This window comes from Pseudomonas sp. LS_2 (genome assembly GCF_042709235.1).
Taxonomy (GTDB): domain Bacteria; phylum Pseudomonadota; class Gammaproteobacteria; order Pseudomonadales; family Pseudomonadaceae; genus Aquipseudomonas.
In genome coordinates, this window is record NZ_JAVAYC010000016.1 from 27315 (window position 1) to 49175 (window position 21861).

At 65.6% G+C, this 21861-nt stretch carries 24 protein-coding genes and 1 riboswitch; of the genes, 4 read left to right on the forward strand and 20 right to left on the reverse strand.

Annotated features, from left to right (window positions below):
* Positions 1 to 91 precede the first annotated feature (91 nt).
* Entirely contained in the window at positions 92 to 355 is a 264-nt protein-coding gene (locus RAC97_RS15780; RefSeq protein ID WP_375100241.1) for a DUF2798 domain-containing protein, read from the forward strand.
* A gap of 2 nt (positions 356 to 357) precedes the next feature.
* On the opposite strand, the gene RAC97_RS15785 is transcribed toward RAC97_RS15780, so the two are convergent.
* The 14 genes from RAC97_RS15785 to cobO form a co-directional block, all read right to left on the reverse strand.
* Positions 358 to 909, reverse strand: a complete 552-nt coding sequence (locus RAC97_RS15785) for a glutathione peroxidase (protein ID WP_375100242.1) — start codon at positions 907 to 909, stop codon at positions 358 to 360.
* A gap of 47 nt (positions 910 to 956) precedes the next feature.
* Positions 957 to 1079 carry a hypothetical protein gene (locus RAC97_RS15790; RefSeq protein ID WP_375100243.1) on the reverse strand — a complete coding sequence of 41 codons (123 nt, stop codon included), beginning with the start codon at positions 1077 to 1079 and terminating at the stop codon, positions 957 to 959.
* Positions 1076 to 2278 carry an MFS transporter gene (locus tag RAC97_RS15795; protein WP_377748222.1) on the reverse strand — a complete coding sequence of 401 codons (1203 nt, stop codon included), beginning with the start codon at positions 2276 to 2278 and terminating at the stop codon, positions 1076 to 1078. The genes RAC97_RS15790 and RAC97_RS15795 overlap by 4 nt, the downstream gene beginning before the upstream one ends.
* 68 nt (positions 2279 to 2346) lie before the next feature.
* Positions 2347 to 2751, reverse strand: a complete 405-nt coding sequence (locus RAC97_RS15800; protein ID WP_375100244.1) for a MarR family winged helix-turn-helix transcriptional regulator — start codon at positions 2749 to 2751, stop codon at positions 2347 to 2349.
* 174 nt (positions 2752 to 2925) lie between these two features.
* Positions 2926 to 3651 (reverse strand): adenosylcobinamide-GDP ribazoletransferase, encoded by a 726-nt coding sequence (locus tag RAC97_RS15805; protein WP_375100245.1) that lies wholly within the window; start codon positions 3649 to 3651, stop codon positions 2926 to 2928.
* On the reverse strand, positions 3651 to 4220 hold the full coding sequence (gene cobC, locus RAC97_RS15810; RefSeq protein WP_375100246.1) for an alpha-ribazole phosphatase family protein: 570 nt from the start codon (positions 4218 to 4220) through the stop codon (positions 3651 to 3653). The genes RAC97_RS15805 and cobC overlap by 1 nt, the downstream gene beginning before the upstream one ends.
* A complete protein-coding gene (gene cobT / locus RAC97_RS15815) occupies positions 4217 to 5272 on the reverse strand; it encodes a nicotinate-nucleotide--dimethylbenzimidazole phosphoribosyltransferase (RefSeq protein WP_375100247.1) in 1056 nt (351 codons plus the stop codon). Before cobT ends, cobC begins: the two co-directional genes overlap by 4 nt.
* Positions 5269 to 5790 (reverse strand): bifunctional adenosylcobinamide kinase/adenosylcobinamide-phosphate guanylyltransferase, encoded by a 522-nt coding sequence (gene cobU, locus RAC97_RS15820; RefSeq protein WP_375100248.1) that lies wholly within the window; start codon positions 5788 to 5790, stop codon positions 5269 to 5271. The genes cobT and cobU overlap by 4 nt, the downstream gene beginning before the upstream one ends.
* Positions 5783 to 7246, reverse strand: a complete 1464-nt coding sequence (locus RAC97_RS15825) for a cobyric acid synthase (RefSeq protein WP_375100249.1) — start codon at positions 7244 to 7246, stop codon at positions 5783 to 5785. Before RAC97_RS15825 ends, cobU begins: the two co-directional genes overlap by 8 nt.
* Complete coding sequence (gene cobD / locus RAC97_RS15830) at positions 7243 to 8235, reverse strand: threonine-phosphate decarboxylase CobD (protein ID WP_375100250.1); 993 nt, start codon at positions 8233 to 8235, stop codon at positions 7243 to 7245. The genes RAC97_RS15825 and cobD overlap by 4 nt, the downstream gene beginning before the upstream one ends.
* Positions 8228 to 9136, reverse strand: coding sequence for an adenosylcobinamide-phosphate synthase CbiB (gene cbiB, locus RAC97_RS15835; protein ID WP_375100251.1), 909 nt, complete (start codon positions 9134 to 9136; stop codon positions 8228 to 8230). The genes cobD and cbiB overlap by 8 nt, the downstream gene beginning before the upstream one ends.
* On the reverse strand, positions 9133 to 9783 hold the full coding sequence (gene bluB / locus RAC97_RS15840; RefSeq protein WP_375100252.1) for a 5,6-dimethylbenzimidazole synthase: 651 nt from the start codon (positions 9781 to 9783) through the stop codon (positions 9133 to 9135). The genes cbiB and bluB overlap by 4 nt, the downstream gene beginning before the upstream one ends.
* A complete protein-coding gene (locus RAC97_RS15845; RefSeq protein ID WP_375100253.1) occupies positions 9780 to 11075 on the reverse strand; it encodes a cobyrinate a,c-diamide synthase in 1296 nt (431 codons plus the stop codon). Before RAC97_RS15845 ends, bluB begins: the two co-directional genes overlap by 4 nt.
* Positions 11072 to 11683 carry a cob(I)yrinic acid a,c-diamide adenosyltransferase gene (gene cobO / locus RAC97_RS15850; protein WP_375100254.1) on the reverse strand — a complete coding sequence of 204 codons (612 nt, stop codon included), beginning with the start codon at positions 11681 to 11683 and terminating at the stop codon, positions 11072 to 11074. The genes RAC97_RS15845 and cobO overlap by 4 nt, the downstream gene beginning before the upstream one ends.
* A 144-nt stretch (positions 11684 to 11827) precedes the next feature.
* A riboswitch (cobalamin riboswitch) is annotated at positions 11828 to 12047 on the reverse strand.
* Between the two features lie 152 nt (positions 12048 to 12199).
* On the opposite strand from cobO, the gene RAC97_RS15855 reads away from it, so the two are divergent.
* The gene (locus RAC97_RS15855) at positions 12200 to 12778 is read left to right on the forward strand and encodes a hypothetical protein (protein WP_375100255.1); all 579 of its coding nucleotides are present in this window, start codon (positions 12200 to 12202) and stop codon (positions 12776 to 12778) included.
* On the opposite strand, the gene RAC97_RS15860 is transcribed toward RAC97_RS15855, so the two are convergent.
* The 6 genes from RAC97_RS15860 to RAC97_RS15885 form a co-directional block, all read right to left on the reverse strand.
* A complete protein-coding gene (locus RAC97_RS15860; protein WP_375100256.1) occupies positions 12758 to 15337 on the reverse strand; it encodes a dermonecrotic toxin domain-containing protein in 2580 nt (859 codons plus the stop codon). The genes RAC97_RS15855 and RAC97_RS15860 overlap by 21 nt on opposite strands.
* 98 nt (positions 15338 to 15435) lie before the next feature.
* Positions 15436 to 15972: a C40 family peptidase gene (locus RAC97_RS15865; RefSeq protein WP_375100257.1), complete on the reverse strand. Its 537-nt coding sequence runs from the start codon at positions 15970 to 15972 to the stop codon at positions 15436 to 15438.
* Between the two features lie 141 nt (positions 15973 to 16113).
* On the reverse strand, positions 16114 to 16749 hold the full coding sequence (locus tag RAC97_RS15870; RefSeq protein ID WP_375100258.1) for a C40 family peptidase: 636 nt from the start codon (positions 16747 to 16749) through the stop codon (positions 16114 to 16116).
* Between the two features lie 127 nt (positions 16750 to 16876).
* The gene (gene hda, locus RAC97_RS15875) at positions 16877 to 17581 is read right to left on the reverse strand and encodes a DnaA regulatory inactivator Hda (RefSeq protein WP_375100259.1); all 705 of its coding nucleotides are present in this window, start codon (positions 17579 to 17581) and stop codon (positions 16877 to 16879) included.
* Positions 17582 to 17736: 155 nt separating this feature from the next.
* Positions 17737 to 18810, reverse strand: a complete 1074-nt coding sequence (locus RAC97_RS15880; protein ID WP_375100260.1) for an AI-2E family transporter — start codon at positions 18808 to 18810, stop codon at positions 17737 to 17739.
* A 12-nt stretch (positions 18811 to 18822) separates the two neighbouring features.
* Complete coding sequence (locus RAC97_RS15885; protein ID WP_375100261.1) at positions 18823 to 19875, reverse strand: DUF2066 domain-containing protein; 1053 nt, start codon at positions 19873 to 19875, stop codon at positions 18823 to 18825.
* A 268-nt stretch (positions 19876 to 20143) separates the two neighbouring features.
* On the opposite strand from RAC97_RS15885, the gene purM reads away from it, so the two are divergent.
* Positions 20144 to 21202, forward strand: a complete 1059-nt coding sequence (gene purM / locus RAC97_RS15890; protein ID WP_375100262.1) for a phosphoribosylformylglycinamidine cyclo-ligase — start codon at positions 20144 to 20146, stop codon at positions 21200 to 21202.
* Positions 21202 to 21855: a phosphoribosylglycinamide formyltransferase gene (gene purN / locus RAC97_RS15895; RefSeq protein ID WP_375100263.1), complete on the forward strand. Its 654-nt coding sequence runs from the start codon at positions 21202 to 21204 to the stop codon at positions 21853 to 21855. The genes purM and purN overlap by 1 nt, the downstream gene beginning before the upstream one ends.
* Positions 21856 to 21861: the final 6 nt, after the last annotated feature.

Genomic DNA, 21861 nt, shown 5'->3' on the forward strand with positions numbered 1-21861 from the left:
ATCTCTTTATAAAGAACTCACTGCCGAGGGTCTACAGCAACAGGCCGGCTGCTTGCTACGCTGTGCCTGGATATTCACAAAGGAGCCGACGATGAACAAAGCGTCCACCCTGCGCAGCCGCGCCAAACTGCACCCCGCCGCTACCCCCTACGTGTTCGCCTTCTACATGTCAGGAATCATGGCAATGTTGATGTGTTTCGTGATCACCGCTGCCAACGGCGGAGTGCACGGCGACTACCTGGGCAAGGTGCTCAAGGCCTATCAGCTGGCGATGCCGGTAGCGTTCGTCTGCGTGCTGATCGTGCGCCCGATCGTGCTGCGCCTGGTTGCACTGACCGTGCGCACCCACCAATAACATCAAGGCTGCGATGCGATCGCCTTCTCGATCGCCGCGCGGAATTCCGGGTCATCCGGCTTGGTCAGGCTTGAGAAATTGCCGATGACCTTGCCCTTGCGGTCGACCACGTACTTGTAGAAATTCCACTTCGGTGCGCTGCTCTGGCGCGCCAGCTCGACGAACAAGGGCACTGCGTCCTTGCCGCGCACGGCCTGGGTCTTGGTCATGGTGAAGGTCACGCCGTAGTTGGCGTAGCAGACCTTGGCGGTCTTCTCTTCGTCGGTGTCTTCCTGCTTGAAGTCATTGGACGGCACGCCGAGCATTTCCAGGCCTTGGTCGTGGTAGGTCTTGTAGGTAGCTTCCAACCCTTCGAACTGCGGCGCGAAGCCGCAGTAACTGGCGGTATTGATGACCACCAGCGGCTTCCCCGCGAAGCGCTGGCACAGGTCGACCTGGCCCTTGCCACGCAGCTCCGGCAGGCTGCCCTGCAACACGGCGGGGCAGTCCGCCGCCCAACTGGAACTGGTGGCGGCCAGCGCCAGCAAGGGAATGGTGAGCCAGCGCGTAAGCATGATCTGCATCTCCTGCAAGAAAGGTCCTAGACCTTGCAGGGTAGCGCCTAACAGACACTCATGCCCAGCTGCATCAACGGCAAACCACCCTTCTGCCAGCCCCACCAGGCCAGCGCCAGCAACAGCAGGGCGCCGGCAGCCAGCAGGCCACGGGCCAGGTAGCGGTTCATGCGGCCGATGCCTGCAAGCGGGCGACCGGCCGCTCGCGCACCGGCCAGTTCAGCGCGGCAGCCAGCAGGCTCAGCAGGATCGAGATCTGCCACACCAGTTCGTAGCTACCGGTGCTGTCGTACACCACCCCGCCCAGCCAGCCGCCGAGGAAGGCCCCCAGTTGGTGGAACAGGAACACGATACCGCCGAGCATCGACAGGTTGCGCACGCCGAACAGCGTGGCCACGGTGCCGTTGGTCAGCGGCACCGTCGACAGCCACAGCAGGCCCATGGCGATACCGAACAGATAAGCGCTGAACTCGGTCACCGGCGCCCACAGGAACAACACGATGACTACCGCGCGCAGCAGGTACAGCGCCGTCAGCAGCCGCGGCTTGGACATGCGCCCCCCCAGCCAACCCGCAGTGTAGGTGCCGACGATGTTGAACAGCCCGACCAACGCCAGCACCGTGGTGCCGATGGTCGCCGGCAAGTGCTGGTCGACCAGGTAGGCCGGCAGGTGCACACCGATGAACACCACCTGGAAACCACAGACGAAGAAGCCCAAGGCCAGCAGCCAGAAGCCCGAGTGCGAGCAGGCCTCGCGCAGCGCTTGGCCGAGGGTCTGCTCATTGCCTTTGCTCGGCAGCGGGCGGTCGCGCAGCAGCCCCACGAAAGGCACGATCAACGCGACCATCATGCCCAGCACCAGCAGCGCCGCCGACCAGCCCAGCCACTGGATCAAGCCCAAGGTGCCCGGCAGCATGGCGAACTGGCCGAAGGAGCCGGCGGCACTGGCGATACCCATGGCCATGCTGCGTTTTTCCGCCGGCACCGCACGCCCGACCACGCCGAGGATCACCGAGAACGAGGTCCCGGAAAGGCCGATGCCGATCAGCAGCCCGGCGCTCAGCGACAGCGACCAGGCCGAGTCGGCCATGCCCATCAGCACCAGGCCGACGGTGTAGAGAATGCCACCGACTATCACTACCTTCGCCGCGCCCAGGCGGTCGGCCAGCGCACCAGCGAAGGGTTGGGCCAGGCCCCAGATCAGGTTCTGCAGGGCGATGGCGAAGGCGAACACTTCCCGGCCCCAGCCGAATTCCGCACTCATCGGTGCCAGGAACAGGCCGAAGCCGTGCCGCACGCCCAGCGACAGGGCGAGGATCAACGCCGCCCCAAGAAGCACCCAGCCGCTGGTTCGCCAAACAGAAGTCATCGAAGTTATCTCCAAGCCATCGCAAGGTTTGCGCGGGTATCTCCCCGCTTTTGTGGGTGACGCGTCAGTCAGGCCAGTTGCTCCAGTAGACGCACCAGTTCGTCACGCTGCTCATGCCCCAGCCGCTCCAGCAACTGCTGCTGGGCTCGCCGCCAGGCAGGCAGGGCGGCCTCGACGCAGCGGCTACCCGCTTCGCTCAGGCGCACCAGGCGGTTGCGCTGGTCGCGACCTTCGCCCAACGACACCAGGCCATCGGCCTCCAGTACTCGCAGGTTGCGGCCCAAGGTGCTGCGGTCCAGGCCCATGGCCTCGGCCAGGCCGGTGATCGTCGGGTCGTCCAGGCGTTGCACATGGCGCAGCAGGGAAAACTGGGCGACGTTGATCCCGACATCGGCAAGCGCTTCGTCGTAATGTCGGCTCACCCCGCGGGCGGCACGACGCAGATGGGTACAAAGGCATTCACTGGTCAGCATGGGATACGTGTATATACCCGCATCAGGGATGTTGCAAGACGTTTCTAAGGTGTCAGACGCTTGCGAATTGGCTCGAGCTCGAAGCGCTGAAGGATACGGGGCTGCGGCAGAGGATATGCAGGCGAAGCAGGTAGGAAATAGTTGTACCTCAGACCGACACTGACCACGGGCCCATCAAAGTCCCAGCGCCAAGCCCACCAACACGGCCATTTCCAGCAATTCCAACAACGCCCCGGCGGTATCGCCGGTAGTCCCGCCCAACCGTCGGCACATCGCCCGTCGCAATCCAAGGAACACCGCCACCGCCAGTAGCATTGGCCAGACGCCTGCAAGCAGCAGGCATCCGCCAAGGGTAATCGCCAACACCCACGCCGCCGCGCGTCGCGGCAGGTGCTCGGCCAAGGCCGCGCCAAGCCCACCTGCTCGCACATAAGGCGTACTCAGGAACAAGGCCAGCAAGGCTGCCCGCCCCAGCAACGGCGCCAGTAGCAGTTCGGCACCGACCCCGCGCTCGACCAGCACCCACAAGGCACAGAATTTCAGCAGCAGCACCAGCACCAGGATCACCACGGCAATGGGGCCGCTGCGTGGGTCCTTCATGATCTGCAAGGTGCGCTCGCGGTCGCCGAACCCACCCAGCCAGGCATCGGCACTGTCGGCCAGACCGTCGAGGTGCAAGGCGCCACTGAGCAGCCCCCAGAGCGCCAACAACAAGGCCGCATGCAACGGCGCGGCAGTGTCGCTCAACAGGTAGCTGGCCAACCACAGCAACAGGCCGAACAGAACACCCACCACCGGGTAGAACAGCAGCGAACGCCCCATCTGCCTGGGCTCGGGCATGCCCGGAAGGCTTACCGGCAGGCTGCTGAGAAATTGCAGGGCAATCCAGAATGGCAACATCAGGCGTCCTCGCGCAGTTGTCCGTCAGCCCCGACGACCAAGCGCACCAGCGCACCATGCCCCACTTCGACCTGCAGCAACTGCTCGCGTGGCAAACCCCGGGCTCGCGCCAGCAGCAAACGCATGACGCCACCATGGGTCACCAGCAGCACCCGCTTACCCGTATGTACCCGGTGCAACCCGTCGACAGCGGCCAGCACCCGCTCGGCAAAGTTGCTGACCGGCTCGCCAGCAGGCGGCGTGAAGCCATAGGGGTCGGCCCAGAATCGGCCCAGTTCGTCGGCTTGCTGTTCCATGATCTGCGCCGCACTGCGCCCCTCCCAATCGCCGAAATGCAGCTCACGTACCCCGTCTTCGAGCTGCACAGGCAAGCCAAGCCGCACACCCAGTTGATCGGCAAAGCGCGCGCACCGCTGCAGCGGCGAGCTGACCAGCGCATCCCATGGCCCGGCCACGACAACCGCCTCGTGCATCTGCGCCCAACCGCGCTTGGTCAGGGCATCGTCCAGGCTGCCGCGCAAGCCGCCGCCCTGCTCGGTCTCGCCGTGGCGCAGCAGGTCGAGAATCATGCCGGGCGGTCCGCGACGGCGGCCTCGGCGAAGGTTGCCATCTGCCCATGCAGGGCGCAGGCCAGGCGCAGCAACGGCACCGCCAGCGCCGCACCGCTGCCCTCGCCCAGGCGCAACCCCAGGGCCAGCAATGGCTCGGCTGCCAGGGCAGCCAGCACGGCCTGATGCCCTGGCTCGGCGCCCTGGTGGGCGAACAGCAACCACGGGCGGCATTGCGGGTTCAGGCGCACGGCCACCAGCGCGGCAACGCTACAGATGAAACCATCCACCAGAACGACGGTGCCTTGCTGCGCACAGGCCAGGTAGGCGCCGGCCAGCGCCGCGATCTCGAAACCGCCGACCCGGGCCAGCACCTGCAACGGCTGCTCGGCACGCACGCCGTGCAGCACCAGCGCCTGCTCGATTACCTCGGCCTTGTGCCGTACCCCAGCGCTGTCCAGGCCAGTGCCTGGGCCGCTCAGGCTGTGCGCCGGGCAGCTGAGCAAGGCGCTGGCCACGGCTGCCGCCGCCGTGGTGTTGCCAATGCCCATCTCGCCGCCGATGAACAGCTGTGCGCCTTGAGCGGCCGCACGCAGGGCGCTGGCACGCCCTGCTGCAAGGGCTGCATCCAACTGTGGCTCGGTCATCGCGGCAGTGCGCGCGAAGTTCGCGGTGCCGGCACCCAGGCGCAGGTGATGCACACCCGGCAAGTCCAGGTCGGGGTCGATGGTGCCGAGGTCGACCACCTCCAGCGTCGCACCCAGCTCGCGGGCCAGCACACTGATTGCTGCGCCGCCGCTGACGAAATTGCGCAGCATCTGCCCGGTCACCGCCTGCGGGTAGGCGGAGATGCCCTCCTCCACCACCCCGTGGTCGCCCGCGAAGATCGCGATGGCGACCTGCGCAAGGCTCGGTCGCTCACGACCCTGCAAGGCCGCCAAGGTAATCGCCAGGTCTTCCAGCTGGCCCAGCGAGCCAGCCGGCTTGGTCAGTTGCTGCTGACGGGCGCGGGCCTGTTCCATGGCATCAAGGTCGAGGGCTTGGCAGGCGTCACGCCACCAGGAAGTATTCATAAAGCGGGTCCTTTGAGCATGAGGGGGAGGCCTGCGACGGTCAGCACCACGCGTTGGCAGCGTTCGGCGACGGCCTGGTGCAGCCAGCCGGCCTGGTCGACGTAGCGCCGGGTCAGCTCGCCCATGGGCACAACGCCCAGGCCGGTTTCGTTGCTGACCAGGATGATCGTGCCAGGCAGGCCTTGCAGGGCATCGAGCAAGGCATCGCGCTCTGCGGCCAGGCGTCGGTCGTCATCGAGCATCAGCAGGTTGGTCAGCCACAGGGTCAAGCAGTCCACCAGCAGGCAGCGGCCCTCGGCGGCTTCGGCGCGCAACACGGCGGCCAGCGCCAGGGGTTCTTCGATCAGCCCCCATGCTGCCGGGCGACGTTCACGGTGCAGGCGTACACGTTCATTCATTTCGCCATCCAGCGGCTCGCTGGTGGCGATGTAGGTGACCGCCAGGCCACTGGCCACGGCCAGTTGCTCGGCCAGGCGACTCTTGCCGGAGCGGGCACCGCCAAGGATCAGGTTATGCATCTCGGACGACTCCACACAGTTGGCGCAGGCGAGTGGTGTCCAGGTGCTGCTCCACCAGGTCGGCCAAACGCTCGATATCGCGTTCGCGCAGGGCCTCGTAGTCGATGGCCTGCGCATCAGCGAGCCCTGCCCAGCGCAGCAGCGTGGCGCAGGACTGGCTACCTTCGAACAACCCGTGCAGGTAGGTGGCGAGCACCTGCCCATCATCGCTGATGGCGCCGTCGGCGCGGCCATCGTCGAGCAGCACTGCGGGCCGCTCCAGGGCCGGCCCCTGGGTAACGCCTGCGTGGATCTCATAGCCGCCCACCGGCGCCTGCCCAAGCGTCAAAGTACCCGCGACATTGCGCAGTTGCTTGTCGGCTTCCAGCACGGTGGCGTAGTCCAGCAGGTCCAGCCCCGGGCTGGAGCCGGCCGGCCCTTCCAGGCCGAGCGGGTCGTGCAGCTCGCGGCCGAGCATCTGCAACCCACCACAAATGCCGATGAGCTTGCCGCCATAGCGCAGGTGCCGGTCGATGGCGGTGTGCCAACCACCTGTGCGCAAATGCGCGAGGTCGGCGCGCACGCTCTTGGAGCCGGGCAGGATGATCAGGTCCGCTGGCGGGATCGGCTGGCCGGGGCCGATGAATTGCAGGTCCACCTGCGGATGCAGGCGCAGGGGGTCGAAATCGGTGTGGTTGCTAATACGGGGCAGCACCGGGACGATCACCTTGAGCAGCTTCTCGCCTTTATCGGGCTGGCGCGCATCGATGGCGTCCTCGGCTTCCAGGTGCAGGTCGGTGACATAGGGCAACACCCCCAGGACCGGCTTGCCAGTACGCTGCTCCAGCCAGTCCAGGCCCGGTTGCAACAAGGCGATGTCGCCGCGGAAGCGGTTGATGACGAATCCCTTGACCCGCGCCTGTTCGCTGGGCGAAAGCAGCTCGAGGGTGCCGACCAGGTGGGCGAATACGCCGCCACGGTTGATGTCGGCCACCAGGATTACCGGGCAGTCGACCGCCTCGGCAAAGCCCATGTTGGCGATATCGCCCGCACGCAGGTTGATCTCCGCGGGCGAGCCCGCGCCCTCCACCATGACCACCGGATAGGCAGCGCTCAGGCGCTGGTGGGACGCCAGCACCGCCTGCATGGCGATGGCCTTGTAGTCGTGGTAGGCCACCGCATTCATGCTGGTCACTGCACGACCGTGCACGATCACCTGGGCACCGGTGTCGCTGTTGGGCTTGAGCAGCACCGGGTTCATGTCGGTGTGTGGCGCCAGCCGGCAGGCCTGGGCCTGCACCGCCTGGGCCCGGCCGATTTCGCCACCGTCGGCGGTGACCGCGCTGTTGAGCGCCATGTTCTGGGGTTTGAACGGTACCACCGCGATGCCCTGGCGCAGCACCCAGCGGCACAGCGCGGTCACCAGCGTGCTCTTGCCGGCATCGGAGGTGGTGCCTTGCACCATGAGGGTGGTCATGCCGTTTCCTTCTGGTAATCGGCCAGGGCCTGGCGTAGACGCTGCTCTTGCGCTTCGCTGGCCGGCAGCCCCAGGCGCACGGCCAGAGGGGTTTCGAACAGACGCACGAGAATGCCGCGACGGGCGAGAACGTCATGCAGGTGCTCGGCCCGTTCGCTGCGCACGTACTGGAACAGGTCGCAGCCGCCGCTGGCGGGCAGGCCAGCCTGCGCCAACAGAGCAGCCAGGCGTTGGCTGGCCTGGGCACAACGCACTCGCTGCAGGTGTTGCGCCGCCTCATCGCGCAGGCAGGCTTGGCCAATCATCCGGGTAGGGCCGCTGACGCACCATGGCCCCAGTATCTCGCCCAGCGCGTGTAGCAGACCCGGCTCGGCCATCACGAAGCCCAGGCGCACGCCGGCCAGGCCAAAGAATTTGCCGAACGAGCGCAGCACGATCAGCCCAGGCTGCCCCGAGCACTCGACGATGCTCTGGTCGGGCGTGTTGTCCATGAACGCTTCATCGACCACCAGCCAACCGCCACGCTGCGCCAGACGGGCGTACCAGCCCAGCAGGCGCTCGCGCGGTACACGCAGGCCGGTGGGGTTGTTGGGGTTGACCAGCAGCAGTACATCGAGGCTATCGAGGGCATCGTCTACCTGCGCTTCGCCGAGTTCGACCAAGGTATGCCCAGCCTTGCCCCAAGCATGTGGATGCTCGGCATAACACGGCGACAGCACCCCGACCCGACTCTGCGCACGCAGCTGCGGCAAGGCCTGTATCGCCGCCTGGGAACCCGCCACCGCCAGCAGGCTATCCACTCCGTAGTAACGGCGTGCGGCCTGCTCCAGGCCATCCTCGTTTTCCGGCAGGCGCGCCCAGGCATCGAGTGGTATCGACGGCACCGCAAACGACCAAGGCGCAATGCCGGTCGACAGGTCCAGCCATTGTTCGCGGGCGATACCGTACTGGCGCACGGCGCGCAGCAGGCGCCCTCCATGCTCAAGCATCGATGTACCCCCCCAGGCAGATCAGCAGCAGCCATAACCACACGCCACGTTGCACCAGGCTCCAGCCCCGCTCGATGGCCTCGGCGTCGGCCGCCGGGCCTTCACCCAGGGTGGCGCGCTCGTGCAGTTCGCCGTGGTACACCGCAGGTCCACCCAGTTCGACCCCCAGGGCACCCGCCCCGGCAGCCATCACAGGCCCGGCGTTGGGGCTGTCCCAGAGCGGCGCCTGCTTGCGCCAGCAGGCCAGGGCCAGGCGGGTCTTGCCCAGCACGGCGTAGGTCAAGGCCACCAGTCTTGCGGGAATATAGTTGAGCACGTCGTCGATACGCGCCGCAGCCCAGCCGAAACGCTCGAAACGCTCGTTGCGGTAGCCCCACATGGCGTCCAGGGTATTGCTCAGCCGGTACAGCACCACACCTGGTGCACCGGCCACGATGAACCAGAACAGCGCTGCGAACACCGCGTCGCTGCCATTCTCCAGCACTGACTCGGTGGCCGCGCGGGCCACGGCAGGTTCGTCCAGTTCGCGGGTTTCGCGGCTGACCAGGTAGCCGACGCGGCGCCGCGCCTCGTCCAGATCACCTCGGCGCAACGCGTCGGCCACCGGCAGCACATGCTCGCCGAGGCTGCGCAGGCCAAGGGCGCAATACAGCGCCAGCATGTCCACGATCCACCCCACCCTAGGCAGCCAGGACAGGATCAACGCCAGCAAGGTCAAGGGCAGCACCGCCAGGCACCAAGCCGTGACGCCATGGCTGCGCCAGCCCCGTCCAGCGCTGTTGAAGCGCTGCTCCAGGCGCTTGGCGAAATTGCCGAACGCCACCAGCGGGTGGCGCCGCTGCGGTTCGCCGAACAGGGCATCCAAGGCCACACCGGCCAAGGTCAGCAGGGCGATGCTCATGGGCGTTCTCCCCACTGGTTTTCAAAGAGCATCTCGCTCAGCGGACGTTCTTGCGCCCATTGTTCCAGCACCAGCATCGGCGCCGGATAAAACGCCTCGACCGGCCCCAGGCACAGCACTGCCACAGGCTTGGCACCCGTGGGCATGCCCAGCAGTTCGGCCAGGGCCTGGGGGTCGAACAGCGACACCCAGCCCATCCCGAGCCCTTCGGCGCGGGCGGCCAGCCACAGGTTCTGGATGGCGCAGGCCAGCGAGGCCAGGTCCATTTCCGGCAAGGTGCGGCGACCGAACAGGTGCGGCTCGCGATTGTCCATCAACGCCGCCACCAGCACCTCGGCGCAGCTGTCGATGCCTTCGACCTTGAGCTTCATGAATTCGTCCGAGCGCTCGCCGAGTGCCTCGGCGGTACGCACCCGTTCCTCCTCCACCAGCGCCTGGATGCGCCCGCGCAGTGGGCGCTGGCTGATACGGATGAAGCGCCACGGCTGCATCAGGCCGACGCTGGGCGCCTGGTGCGCAGCGGCGAGCAGCCGCGCGAGCAGCTCGGGGGCTACCTCCCCGCCGCTGAAATGGCGCATGTCGCGGCGCTCGCCAATGGCGCGGTATACCGCTGCACGTTCAGCGGCACTGAAAGCCTGGTCGTTCATGGTCGCAACAGCGCCGCCGCCGCCTCGGGGTGGGATGGGAAATAGAAGTGCACGTAGGAGGCCGTCAGCCTTCCAACGCGATACACCGCCTCGTTACCGCGCCCGCCGTTGGGACTCAGGCCGCGAGCGATGGGTGCGAGTGCGGTGGTGGTCAGGGAATGGTGGTAGGTGTGCCCGCGCAGGGTGCCTTCCGGCAGCTCCACGGCTTGCAGGGCCAGGGCCGCGAGACGTTTCTGCATCACCGCCTCGCCTGGCAGCAGGCCGAGCAGCTCGGCACGCTCGCCGGCTACATCGGTCAGGGCCTCGAGCAGGTAAAGCATGCCGCCACACTCGGCCAGCAAGGGCTTGCCCTGGGCATGGTGGGCGCGGATCGCTTCGATCATCGGTGCATTGGCGGCCAGGGCGTGATGATGCAATTCGGGGTAGCCGCCAGGCAGGTACAGGCTATCGACCCGCGGCAGGTCGCGGTCGTGCAGCGGCGAGAAGAATTCCAGTTGCGCCCCTTGCCGACGCAGCAGGTCGAGGTTGGCGCCATAGAGGAAGGCAAATGCTTCATCACGCGCCACGCCGATACGTACCCCGGCAAGCAAAGGTGCGGGCACCTGCTGCTCCGGTTCGGCAAAACGCACGGCAGGCGGCAGCGCGGCATCGCAACTCGCGCCCAGCGCCTGGGCAGCGGCATCCAGGCGTGCGTCCAGGTCATTCAACTCACTGGCCTGGACCAGCCCCAGGTGGCGGCTGGGCAACTCGATACCGCGCTCGCGGGACAATCCGCCATACCAACGCAGGCCTTCACTGAGGCTGCCTTCGAGCAACTGCGCATGGCGCAGGCTGCCGACCCGGTTGGCCAGCACCCCGGCGAACGGCAGGTCGGACTGGTAGCACGCCAGGCCCAAGGCCAGGGCGCCGAAGGTCTGGGCCATTGCCGTGCCGTCGATCACTGCCAGCACCGGCACGCCGAAATGGCGCGCCAGGTCGGCGCTCGAAGGTGTGCCGTCGAACAACCCCATCACCCCCTCGATCAGGATCAGGTCAGCCTCGGCGGCGGCGTCCCAAAGCAGGCGGCGGCTTTCCTGCTCACCGATCATCCACATGTCCAGCTGGTACACCGGCGCGCCGCTGGCTCGCTCGAGGATCATCGGGTCGAGGAAATCCGGCCCGCACTTGAACACCCGCACCTTGCGCCCAAGGTTGCGGTGCAGCCGCGCCAGGGCGGCTGTTACCGTGGTCTTGCCCTGGCCCGAAGCAGGCGCGGCGATCAGTACCGCCGGGCAGTGACGCGCCTTATTCAAAGTTCCACACCCTTCTGCGCACGAATGCCGGCCTGGAACGCGTGCTTGAGCATGCCCATCTCGGTGACCGTGTCGGCCAGCTCGTTCATCTCGGGCTTGGCCCCACGACCGGTGACGATCACGTGCTGCATCGGCGGACGGGCCTGCAGGTCGGACAGCACCTGGTCGAGGTCGAGATAGCCGTGCTTGAGGGCGATGTTCAGCTCATCGAGCACCACGAACTGTATCGACGGGTCTTGCAGCAGTTGCCGCGACACCGCCCAGGCTGCCTCGGCGGCCGCGATGTCGCGTTGGCGGTCCTGGGTTTCCCAGGTAAAACCTTCGCCCATCACGTGGTAGCGCACCTGCTCGGGGAAGCGCCGGAAGAACAGTTCCTCGCCGGTACTGTTGCGGCCCTTGATGAATTGCACCACGCCGCACTGCATGCCATGGCCCAGGGCGCGAGCGAGCATGCCGAAGGCCGAGCTGCTCTTGCCCTTGCCGTTGCCGGTCAGCACCAGCAGCAGTCCGCATTCGTTGGGGGCGTTGGCGATGCGCTCGTCGATGATCGCCTTCTTGCGCAGCATGCGCGCCAGGTGACGTTCGTCGCGTTCGGTGGGTTCGCTCATCAGGGGGTCTCCGCAGGCTGTCGGTGCACCGCATGGGCACAGGCTGGCGTGGGCCAGGCAGCGACAGGTCGATAGAAGCAGGCGGAGCGCAACGCGCAGCAGCCGTGGCGAGCGCCACGATGCACCGCGCATCACCCTCCGTGATGCCATTGGCAGTATTCAGGCCGGTCTCCGGGCTCGTGAGCGGGCCTTGGCCCTGGCCGTGCGCCTTCCCGGGTGGCGATACCCAGTGGCCATGCACAGCGTTGACTCACCTACCGTTGCGGGGGCAGCGCCGGAATCGCGCCTTGCAAGCGCTCACCGGCTTCCCAGTTTCACCCCACCGAGCCTAGGCCTGCGGGGCACCTGAAACACGCGCGAAGGTTAGAGGGTTGGTTGCGGAGCGTCAATTGAAGCTCATCGGTCAAGACCTTGGCGCCTGGATACCGACGGTTTGACTTGTCTCGACAGCGAAGCAGTGATATCACATAGCCATCACCTGGCTGTTCGCGACTATAACGACAAGGAGAGCGCCACATGCAAGGCTTGATCATCCATAACCCGCACCTGGAATTCCTGCGCCCTGCCCTCGAGCGCTGGATCGACTGCATCGATCGCTTCCAGCAAGTCCATGGCGACAACGAAGCCCCCTACTGGCATGGCGTCGGCGCCAACGCCGGCCTGCTCGCCGCTGCTGCCTGGCAGGCCGAGCTGGTGGCGTTGCAGCAGTACCAGAGCAAGAAACAACGCGATGAGGGTGAGCGCGAGGGGCGTTGCGAGCTGTCCATCGCCGATGCCGAGCAGGTCATTCACCTGCGTGCCAGCCAGCGCTGGCCGCGCATCGCCGGCCTCGACCTGGCCGCAGCCCTGGGCGAAACCACCGCCCTCGCCCGCCAGGCCGCCTACCCCAGCCAGCTCAAGGCCGGCGCGCTGTTCGTCAGCCCCTGGAAGGCTGGCCAGCATGCCAGCCCCGAGGAACTGCAAGACCTGGTCGACGACCTGCAAAAGCACACCGCCTGCGCCCTCGCCTGGTACTTCCCCTACGCCATGCGCAAGCTGCACAACGAGCTGGGGCAATACTTCCCAGGCGTGGCGCTATTGCTCAAGCAGGCTTGAGCCACTGGCACCTGGCGGTGGAAAGAAGCGTTCGACGATGGCGGGCGTCCTGATCCGCGACACGAAGTGTGTACGGTCGAACAGCTCGGCACTGCGCAGGTCGTATACCGGCCCAGTCACTGGGGCGGAGATTTGCCGGAGCACGACGTGGATGAACCGGTAGTGCTCGCCGTGCACCTGCTCCAGCTTGTCGATACGAAAGTACTTGCCCGGCAGGAAGAGGGTTTCGCCTTCGTCCCAATACAGCGAGAACGCGCTGATCGGGGTACCGTCGTGGTAGTACCCGGCCGGCAGCTCGAAAATGATCGAGCTGTCGTCGAATACACCGGACATGCCCGCGGGTGCATGGGCCTTGTCGGTGGAGGCGAATTCGCCCACTTTGTAGGGGTTCTCGGTAAAGGAGGTGATGTCGGTGTTGATCAGTACATCGCCGACCCGCAACGCGCCTGTGCGATAGCGATTGCCACCGGTCCCCCTACCACTGTGCCCGCCGCGGTAGAGCGTGACCTGGTTGCTCTTGGGCAACGCCTCGAGGCTGTTGGCCAGGTCGCTGATGTAGTCGTCCTCGTCGCCATAACGGTAGGTCCCCGAACGGAACACATCGTTCACCTTGGACTCGTCGCTGGTGTAGTACTCGATCAATGAGTTGTAGTAATCCCGACCGTATCGGTACGAGTAATGCTTGGCGCCATCGACATGCACGCAATCCAGGCCATTCTCGTCCACAGCCGGGGCGACACCCTGCTCCAGTTCGTGCACCGGCCAGTCTCGCAGCAGAGACTTCTGCCGCCGCAAGGATGCCGTCGATTGTGCACCACTTTGCGCAGTATCGACCCGCAGGTAGCGGTTCCAGAACTCCGAGGTGACGCTGGGCATGCCCTGGACGACCGGCGGGTTACCACCGACCAGGCGCGGTGGCGCGAGCAGGCGCCAGACCCCGTCATCATCCAGCTGCACCGGGTGCAGCGGCCCGAAGGCGAATGGGGCGTCGGGCGAAACGATCAACCACACCGCCAGCTCATGGCTGTAGCGCACCCGGTAGGACACCCCTTCCAGAAGAATCCAGCAGCCTCCCTGGCTGTCGATGCTCACCTCGCGCAGCCTGCCCCAGCTCCCCAGCTCGCCATCGAGCACTTGGTTGGCCGCCTGCTGCTGCAGGAAAGCAGGAGCTAACGCTTGTGGCTCCCAGCTGGCCAGGGAAATGTTGCGTTCGCTGACCGGGACCTCATAGGACAGCAAAGCGAAGCTCGAGGCAAAACCAAGGTCGACCATGTTCAGGGCCGCAAACAGGCTATCAAGCACGGCCTCGCGCATGGCTTGCTTACGCTCGCTGGTGCTCATTGCCGTCAAGGCCGTTTCCACGTCGAGCGCCACCTTGGCGACGCTGACCCCTAGCAAGGTCAGCGTAATTGGCCAGCCCATCGGCGCGAAGCCGCCAAACACCCTGAGGAAGGCTGACAGGTAGCCACTCCACATGGCCCGGCGCAGATCTGCGTTGCTCAGTATCGTGTCGGCGTTCTGGCGCATCTCCTGGCAAGCCAGATCGGCCAGGTAGACAAACAGGTTCTGCGTTACCGGCCTTCGCAGGAAGGTGAGCACGGCAGCGGCAGCCTGCTCGTCGGCACTGTCGGCGATACCCTTCAAATGTGTTCTGACCGCCACGATGCGATCGGGGTCGCGGGCACTGACGTGGGCGGCTCGCAGGTAGGCTGCCAGGACGGTGGTGTCCTGCAACTCGGTGCGCAACCAACTCGCCATCGCTTGCTCGGAGTCGAAACCCTGCAATGCTTCGCTGGACCAAGGGCGGTACAGCAGCACACGACCATCTTCCGCGGCAAGGCTGTAGAAAACGGCCCGGTCAACCTGGTCGATGGCGTAGCGGCTGACGGTCAAAGGGCCCGAGGTGTGATCCTGCGACAAGATGGCCACGGTCGGCAGCCGGGTCGGCAGTAGCTGGGTGTGGACCATCTGCCGCACACGCTGCAAGTCCGTAGCGGTGATTCGCCCGTCACGCTTGGCGACGGTCGCATGACCCAGCAGGTTGATCCTGGCCAGCACGCGGAAATCCTGGTTATGCGTGTTCCAGAAGCGCTCGATCTCGGCGCGGTAGTAGACCGCAAAGTCCAATGCCCAAAGGTCCTGCTGCACGGCACTGCCAAGCACCGCCACCTCGTTGCGCTCATTGAAGGTGCCGGCCTGCGCGCCTTGGCGGTAGAACCCGCCATACTGGTCAAGCTCATCGGGAGCCTGCTGGAAGTGAGCATCGAAGCGATTGACCACCAGTTCGGTGATATGGCTCGACTTGCGCGGCGTCCCGCTGTGCTGCCAGCCCGTGAAACTCCGGTCACTGCCGCTCCCGCCCTGGAACTGGTGCCACCAGACGAAGCGCGGGTCAAGCGCTTTGCCGCTACGCGCGAGCAGGATACGGCTCGCCTGCTTGTGCGCCAGCATGTAAGGGTCGGGGTAGGACGCAAGGACCTGGTCGATCAGCCGGACCAGCGGACGCCCGGCATCCAGGGCTTCCAGGCTGCGCTGTGCGCGTTCCTTGATGCTGCTCATTGATGCACTCCTAGGTTTTGATCTCGAGGAGCGGCATGCTGGGCAACTGGAACGTCGGCGCAGCGGTAGATAAATGTGATGGCGCAGAAGCTAGCGGGTCAGGGGTTCTGCGCCAGGTGCCCAGCCTGCAGCACCCGCTTGGCCTGCAGGTACGACTTGGCCCAGTAGCTGTTGCTGAGGTAGTCCAGGCGCACGGTACCGCCGGTGGACGGCGCGTGCACGAAGCGCCCTTCGCCGACGTAGATACCGGCGTGGCTCACCTGCCCGCCGCCGTTGGTGGCGAAGAACACCAGGTCACCAGACTGCAAGGCGCTCATGTCGATGCTGGGCGCACGCATCACGATCATCTCGCGGGTAGTGCGCGGCAGGTTGATGCCGGCGGCATCGCGATACACGTAGCCGATCAGGCCACTGCAATCGAAGCCGGAATCCGGCGTGTTGCCGCCCCAGCGATAGGGCGTACCGACCAGCCCGATGGCACGAAACAGGACGTCGTAGGCAGCGGGCGAGGAAGGTGGCTGCTCATTGAAGGTCACCTGCGGCCGCACCACCGGGGCAGGTGCCGGGGCGCGACTCGAACAGGCGGCGAGCAGGGCTACCAAGGAAAGGAGTGCGAAGCGCGTCATCATCGCCATGGCCGAAAACTTCCTGTCTGCGGCCAACGGCCACAGGCGAAAAAGAGTTGAGAAATTAGATTAGACGCTTTTCGTAAATGCGCACGGCGACGCGCTTTTCAGCTACGCCGCCGTGGCAGGTTACAGCATTTTGATATCAAATCAATTGCGCGAGATCGTGGTCGGCGCCAGGGCCAGGGCGCGCTTGGCCTCGATGAAGGTCTTGCTCCAGTAGCGGTCACCGAGGCTATCGATGCGCACGCCACCGCTGCGGCGGCTGCTGGAGTGGATGAACTGGTTGTCACCCAGGTAGATACCGGCGTGGCTCACACGGCCGCGGCCATTGGTGGCGAAGAACACCAGGTCGCCAGGCTTGAGCTTGTTGCGCGCGACCTTGGGGGCGTCGACGTTTATCATCTCGCGGGTCGAGCGCGGCAGGGTCATGCCCGCCTCTTCGCGGAACAAGTAGCCGATAAAGCCGCTGCAATCGAAGCCGGACTGTGCCGAGGTACCGCCAAAGCGATAACGGGTGCCGATCAGTTCCTTGCCGCGCTCCAGAATACTGTCGGCCAAGACCGGCAGCTGGTAAGGCTTGTTGCTGGAGAAGGCTTGCAGGTCATCTTCGTTGGCGAGGTCATCGTCGCTGAATACCGAAGACGCTGCGACATCGGACTTGACCGCCGATTGGGCGGTGACCGAAGGGTGAACCTGGGGCTGGGAAACCGGGCCATGGGCCGCGCAGCCAAAAAGCAGGGTCACGAGTGCGAGTGGCACGAGGGGTGCGAAGCGTTTGAGCATGGGCACGGCCGTGTCTGTAATCCTTTAGAAGGGGGAAACTATGCCCTCTATCATGGCCATTTGCAAATTTTATTAGGGAAAATGTGACTTTTGCGTTTTGCCGCTCTAGGCCAGGTTTTTCAAGGCTTTACCAGCCCAGGGTTTCCTTGAGGAAGGGGATGGTGAGCTTGCGCTGAGCTTGCAGCGAGGCCTGGTCGAGGCGTTCGAGCAAGTCGAACAGTGCGCTCATGCTGCGTGTACCACGGGTGAGGATGAAGTGCCCGACTTCGTCGGTGAGGTGCAGGCCGCGGCGCGAGGCGCGCAGTTGCAGGGCGCGCAGCTTGTCCTCGTCGGACATGCCACGCATCTGGAAGACCAGTGCCAGGGTCAGGCGCGACTTGAGGTCGGGCAGCTTGATCGGCAGCTCGCGTGGCGAACTGGAGGCCGCCAGCAACAAGCGTCGGCCACTGTCGCGCAGGCGGTTGAACAGGTGGAACATCGATTCCTCCCAGTCCGCCTTGCCGGCGATCACATGCAGGTCGTCGATGCACACCAGCTCGTACTGAGCGAGGTAGTCCAGCAGCTCCACGCCACGGTCGAGCAACTGCGCCAGCGGCAGGTAAACCGCTGGCTCGCCGCGCTGCTGGAAACGGTGGGTGGCGGCCTGCAACAGGTGACTGCGGCCCACGCCCTGCTTGCCCCACAGGTAGATGAGGCTCTCGGTCCAGCCGGCGTCGGCTTCGCACAGCCGCTCGACGTAGCCCAATGCAGCGGCATTGGCGCCCGGATAGTAGTTGATGAAGGTGGCGTCATCGCGCAGGCGCACACCCAGGGGCAACTGGATCGGTTTCATGCTGGCTGACGGTCGCGAGGACCACGAGGGTGCCTTTGGAGAACGGTGTGCAAAGTCTATACCCGCAGCGCCAACGGCACAATCGGGGTGGCAAATAGCGCTAGAAAAATCAACAAGTTGCGCGGCTTGGCGGACGCCAGGCCGCGCAACCTGGACTACAACTGCGGGTCGCTGTCGCCGCTGTACATGTCCGACTCCTTATAGAGGTCGTGCACATGCCGCAGCAGCACCATGATCACTGCCGCCACCGGCAATGCCAGCAGCACCCCGGTAAAGCCGAACAGCTCGCCGCCGGCGAGAATCGCGAAGATCACCGCCACCGGGTGCAGACCGATTCGATCGCCCACCAACAACGGCGTCAGCACCATGCCTTCGAGGGTCTGGCCGACCATGAACACTGCGACGATCGCCAGCATCGGGTACAGATCGCCGCCGAACTGGAACAAGCCCGCCAGCAGCGCAGCCCCGATGCCGATGATGAACCCCATGTACGGCACGATCGCCGCAAGCCCTGCCAGCAGGCCGATCAACAGGCCCAGCTCGAGCCCCACCAGCATCAACCCTGCCGCGTAGATCATGCCCAGCGCCAGCATCACCAGCAACTGCCCGCGAACAAAGGCGCCCAGCACCTCATGGCACTCGCCTGCAAGGCCCACCACCTGTTCTTCGCGTTGCCGCGGCAGCAGGCTGCGCAGCTTGGCCATCATCAGGTCCCAGTCGCGCAGCAGGTAGAACCCCACCACCGGGATCAGCACCAGGTTGGCCAGCCAGGCCAGCAGCGCCAAACTCGAGGCAGTGGCCTGGGAAAGCACGACGCCGACGATATCGGTGGTCTGGCCCATGTGCTCGCCAATGGCGGCCTTGATCTTGTCGAACTTCCAGAAGCCATCGGCCAGGCCCAGGCGGCTTTGCACCCAGGGCAGCGCGCTGTGCTGCAACCAGTCGAGCATCTGCGGTGCCAATTCGTACAGGCGCACCAGCTGCTTGGCCAGCATCGGTATCAGCACCAGCAGCAGCGCCAGGAAGATCAAGGTGAACAGGCCGAACACTGCCACCACGCCCCAGGTCCGTGACAGGCCCAGGCGTTCCAGGCGGTCGACCAGCGGGTCGGCCAGGTAGGCGAGCAGGATGCCGACCAAGAACGGCGACAGGATGTTATGCAAAGCGTACAGCAGCAAGGCGCCCAGCAGAGCAACCCCCAACCACAGCCAACGGCGCAGGTCCATCATTACCGACACTCCTTACCAGCCGAACCGCAGGCCATCGAATGGCTTGGGTGCAGCGACATCGGGCACACCGGGTTGCCCCGTAGCGGCTTGTGGCGCAGGGACAGGCGCAGGCTCGGCAGGCAATTCGTGCAGCTTGGCAAGACCCAACTGCGCGCGCAGTTGCTCGCGGTTGCCGGTAACCGCATAGGTCAGGGTCGCACCGTCGGCCATCTGCAAGCGAGGGCCATAGGGCTCCATCACTCGGCTGAGCTCGGCATAGCGTTGCAGGTTCATGCCCTGCACCTGTACTTGCAGCTCGCTGCTGGCACCGGGCCGGGTGACATAGCGCGGCGCCAGGCGGCTGCTGACCGCCAGCATCACCGCATCGGCCAGGGCTGCCGGGTCGGCGCCCTCGGCCGAGCCCTGTTCGCGTTGCTCGCCCTGCCACAGTTGCCACTTGCCCTGCCACTTGCCGTCAGCTTCATGGGCATGAACGGCCAACAGCGCGTCGGCGCCATAGCGCTCGGAGGCTTCGCGCAGCGGCGCCGGGTCCTTGCCTTCGAGCTGCTTGGCATTGGCCACCAGTTGCTCCTGCAGGTCGCCCAGCGGCAGGCGCAGCGGCAAGCCGCGGTGCTGCGCGGCACGGCGCAGGGGTTCGGCGCTGGCTTGGCCGTCGCCGACCAGGTTGCTGCCCTCGACGCTGTCGTTCAGCCACCAGCCAATGATCGAGGGCCGGTTGCTGCCCCACAGCGCAAGGCCCGCCTGGCGCAGCGCACGCTCGGTGCTGCCGGGGTCGAACTCCACCACCAGGCTTTCCGGTGGCCCGGCCTCGGTGCCGACCTGGTTGATGATTTGTTGCGGGTCCTTGCGCAAGGCCACGACGGCAGGGTTCTGCACCGCCTTGGGGTCGCCGGTCAAGCGCAGGACCAGGGTATCGAGGGCCTTGCCGGTGGCCTGGGCACGGGCCTCGCCGCCCTGCCCGTCGAGGGGCTCGCGGACCTGGTAGAGGCCGGAGACGTTTTCGGCCTGGGCCATCGACCCGACCAGGCCCAGGCAGGCGGCTGCCAGGTAGTTGAGAACACGCATTGGGGATTCCTGTCCAGATGAACGACTAGCAGCTTATGACTTGCAGCTTATACAGAAGGTGCCATGGCAACCAGCCACAGCACCTGGAACAGGATTTTTACCGATTTCCCACCCAGCCCGTCGGCCTGAGGATGGCCGCTGCCCGGCAACCCTGATAAAATCGCGCGCCTTCGCAGACCAGTCACGTGCAGGCAGCCGCCGCTTCGCAAGCCGGCCTTGGCCGCGCTGGTCGTTTTCCCGAATCCCTCCCTCCTAAAGGCCTGGATCAATGAGCAAGCAACCCTCCCTGAGCTACAAAGACGCCGGTGTAGACATCGACGCCGGCGAAGCACTGGTCGAACGCATCAAGGGCGTAGCCAAGCGCACCGCACGCCCTGAAGTCATGGGTGGCCTGGGCGGCTTCGGCGCCCTCTGCGAGATCCCGGCCGGCTACAAGCAGCCGGTGCTGGTCTCCGGCACCGACGGCGTCGGCACCAAGCTGCGCCTGGCGCTGAACCTGAACAAGCACGACAGCATCGGCCAGGACCTGGTCGCCATGTGCGTCAACGACCTGGTGGTGTGCGGCGCCGAGCCGCTGTTCTTCCTCGACTACTACGCCACCGGCAAGCTCAACGTCGACGTAGCGGCCACCGTGGTCACCGGCATCGGCGCCGGTTGCGAATTGGCCGGCTGCTCGCTGGTCGGTGGTGAAACCGCCGAAATGCCTGGCATGTACGAAGGCGAAGACTACGACCTGGCCGGCTTCTGCGTCGGCGTGGTGGAAAAAGCCGAGATCATCGACGGCTCCAAGGTGGTCACCGGCGACGCGCTGATCGCCCTGCCGTCCTCCGGCCCGCACTCCAACGGCTACTCGCTGATCCGCAAGATCCTCGAAGTGTCCGGCACCGACATCGAGAACACCCAGCTCGACGGCAAGCCGCTGGCCGACCTGCTGATGGCGCCGACCCGCATCTATGTAAAGCCCCTGCTGCAACTGATCAAGCAGACCGGCGCAGTCAAGGCCATGGCCCACATCACCGGTGGCGGCCTGCTGGACAACATCCCGCGCGTGCTGCCAAAAGGCGCCCAGGCGGTGGTCGACGTGGCCAGCTGGCAGCGCCCGGCGGTGTTCGACTTCCTGCAGGAAAAAGGCAACGTCGACGAGCACGAGATGCACCGTGTGCTGAACTGCGGCGTGGGCATGGTCATCTGCGTGGCCCAGGACCAGGTCGACGCGGCCCTGAACGTACTGCGCGCCGAAGGTGAGCAGCCATGGGTCATCGGCCGCATCGCCGAAGCTGCCGAAGGCGCTGCCCAGGTCGAGCTGCAGAACCTCAAGGCACACTGATGCCGGGAAAGACCTGTAACGTGGTGGTATTGCTGTCGGGCTCCGGCAGCAACCTGCAGGCGTTGATCGACAGCCTCGCCGCCCAGCAAGGCCCCGCGCGAATCCGCGCGGTGATTTCCAACCGCGCCGACGCCTACGGCCTGGAACGGGCCAAGGCGGCCGGTATCGACACCGCCGTGCTCGAGCACGGTGGCTTCGAGGGCCGCGAAGCCTTCGATGCGGCGCTGGTGGCGCTGGTCGACAGCTTCCAACCCGACCTCGTGGTGCTGGCCGGTTTCATGCGTATTCTCAGTGGCACCTTCGTGCGCCACTACCATGGCCGCCTGCTGAACATACATCCGTCACTGTTGCCGAAGTACAAAGGCCTGCACACCCATCAACGGGCGTTGGACGCCGGCGATGCGGAGCATGGCTGCAGCGTGCACTTCGTCACCGAGGAACTCGATGGCGGGCCTCTGGTCGTACAGGCTGTGGTTCCAGTTGCTACGAAGGACACCGTGCAGACCCTCGCCCAGCGGGTGCACCAGCAGGAACACCAGATCTACCCGCTGGCCGTGCGCTGGTTCGCCGAAGGACGCTTGCGTCTGGGCGAACAGGGTGCGTTACTGGATGGCCAGCCGCTGGCGGCCAGCGGTCACTTGATTCGACCCTAGGAGAAA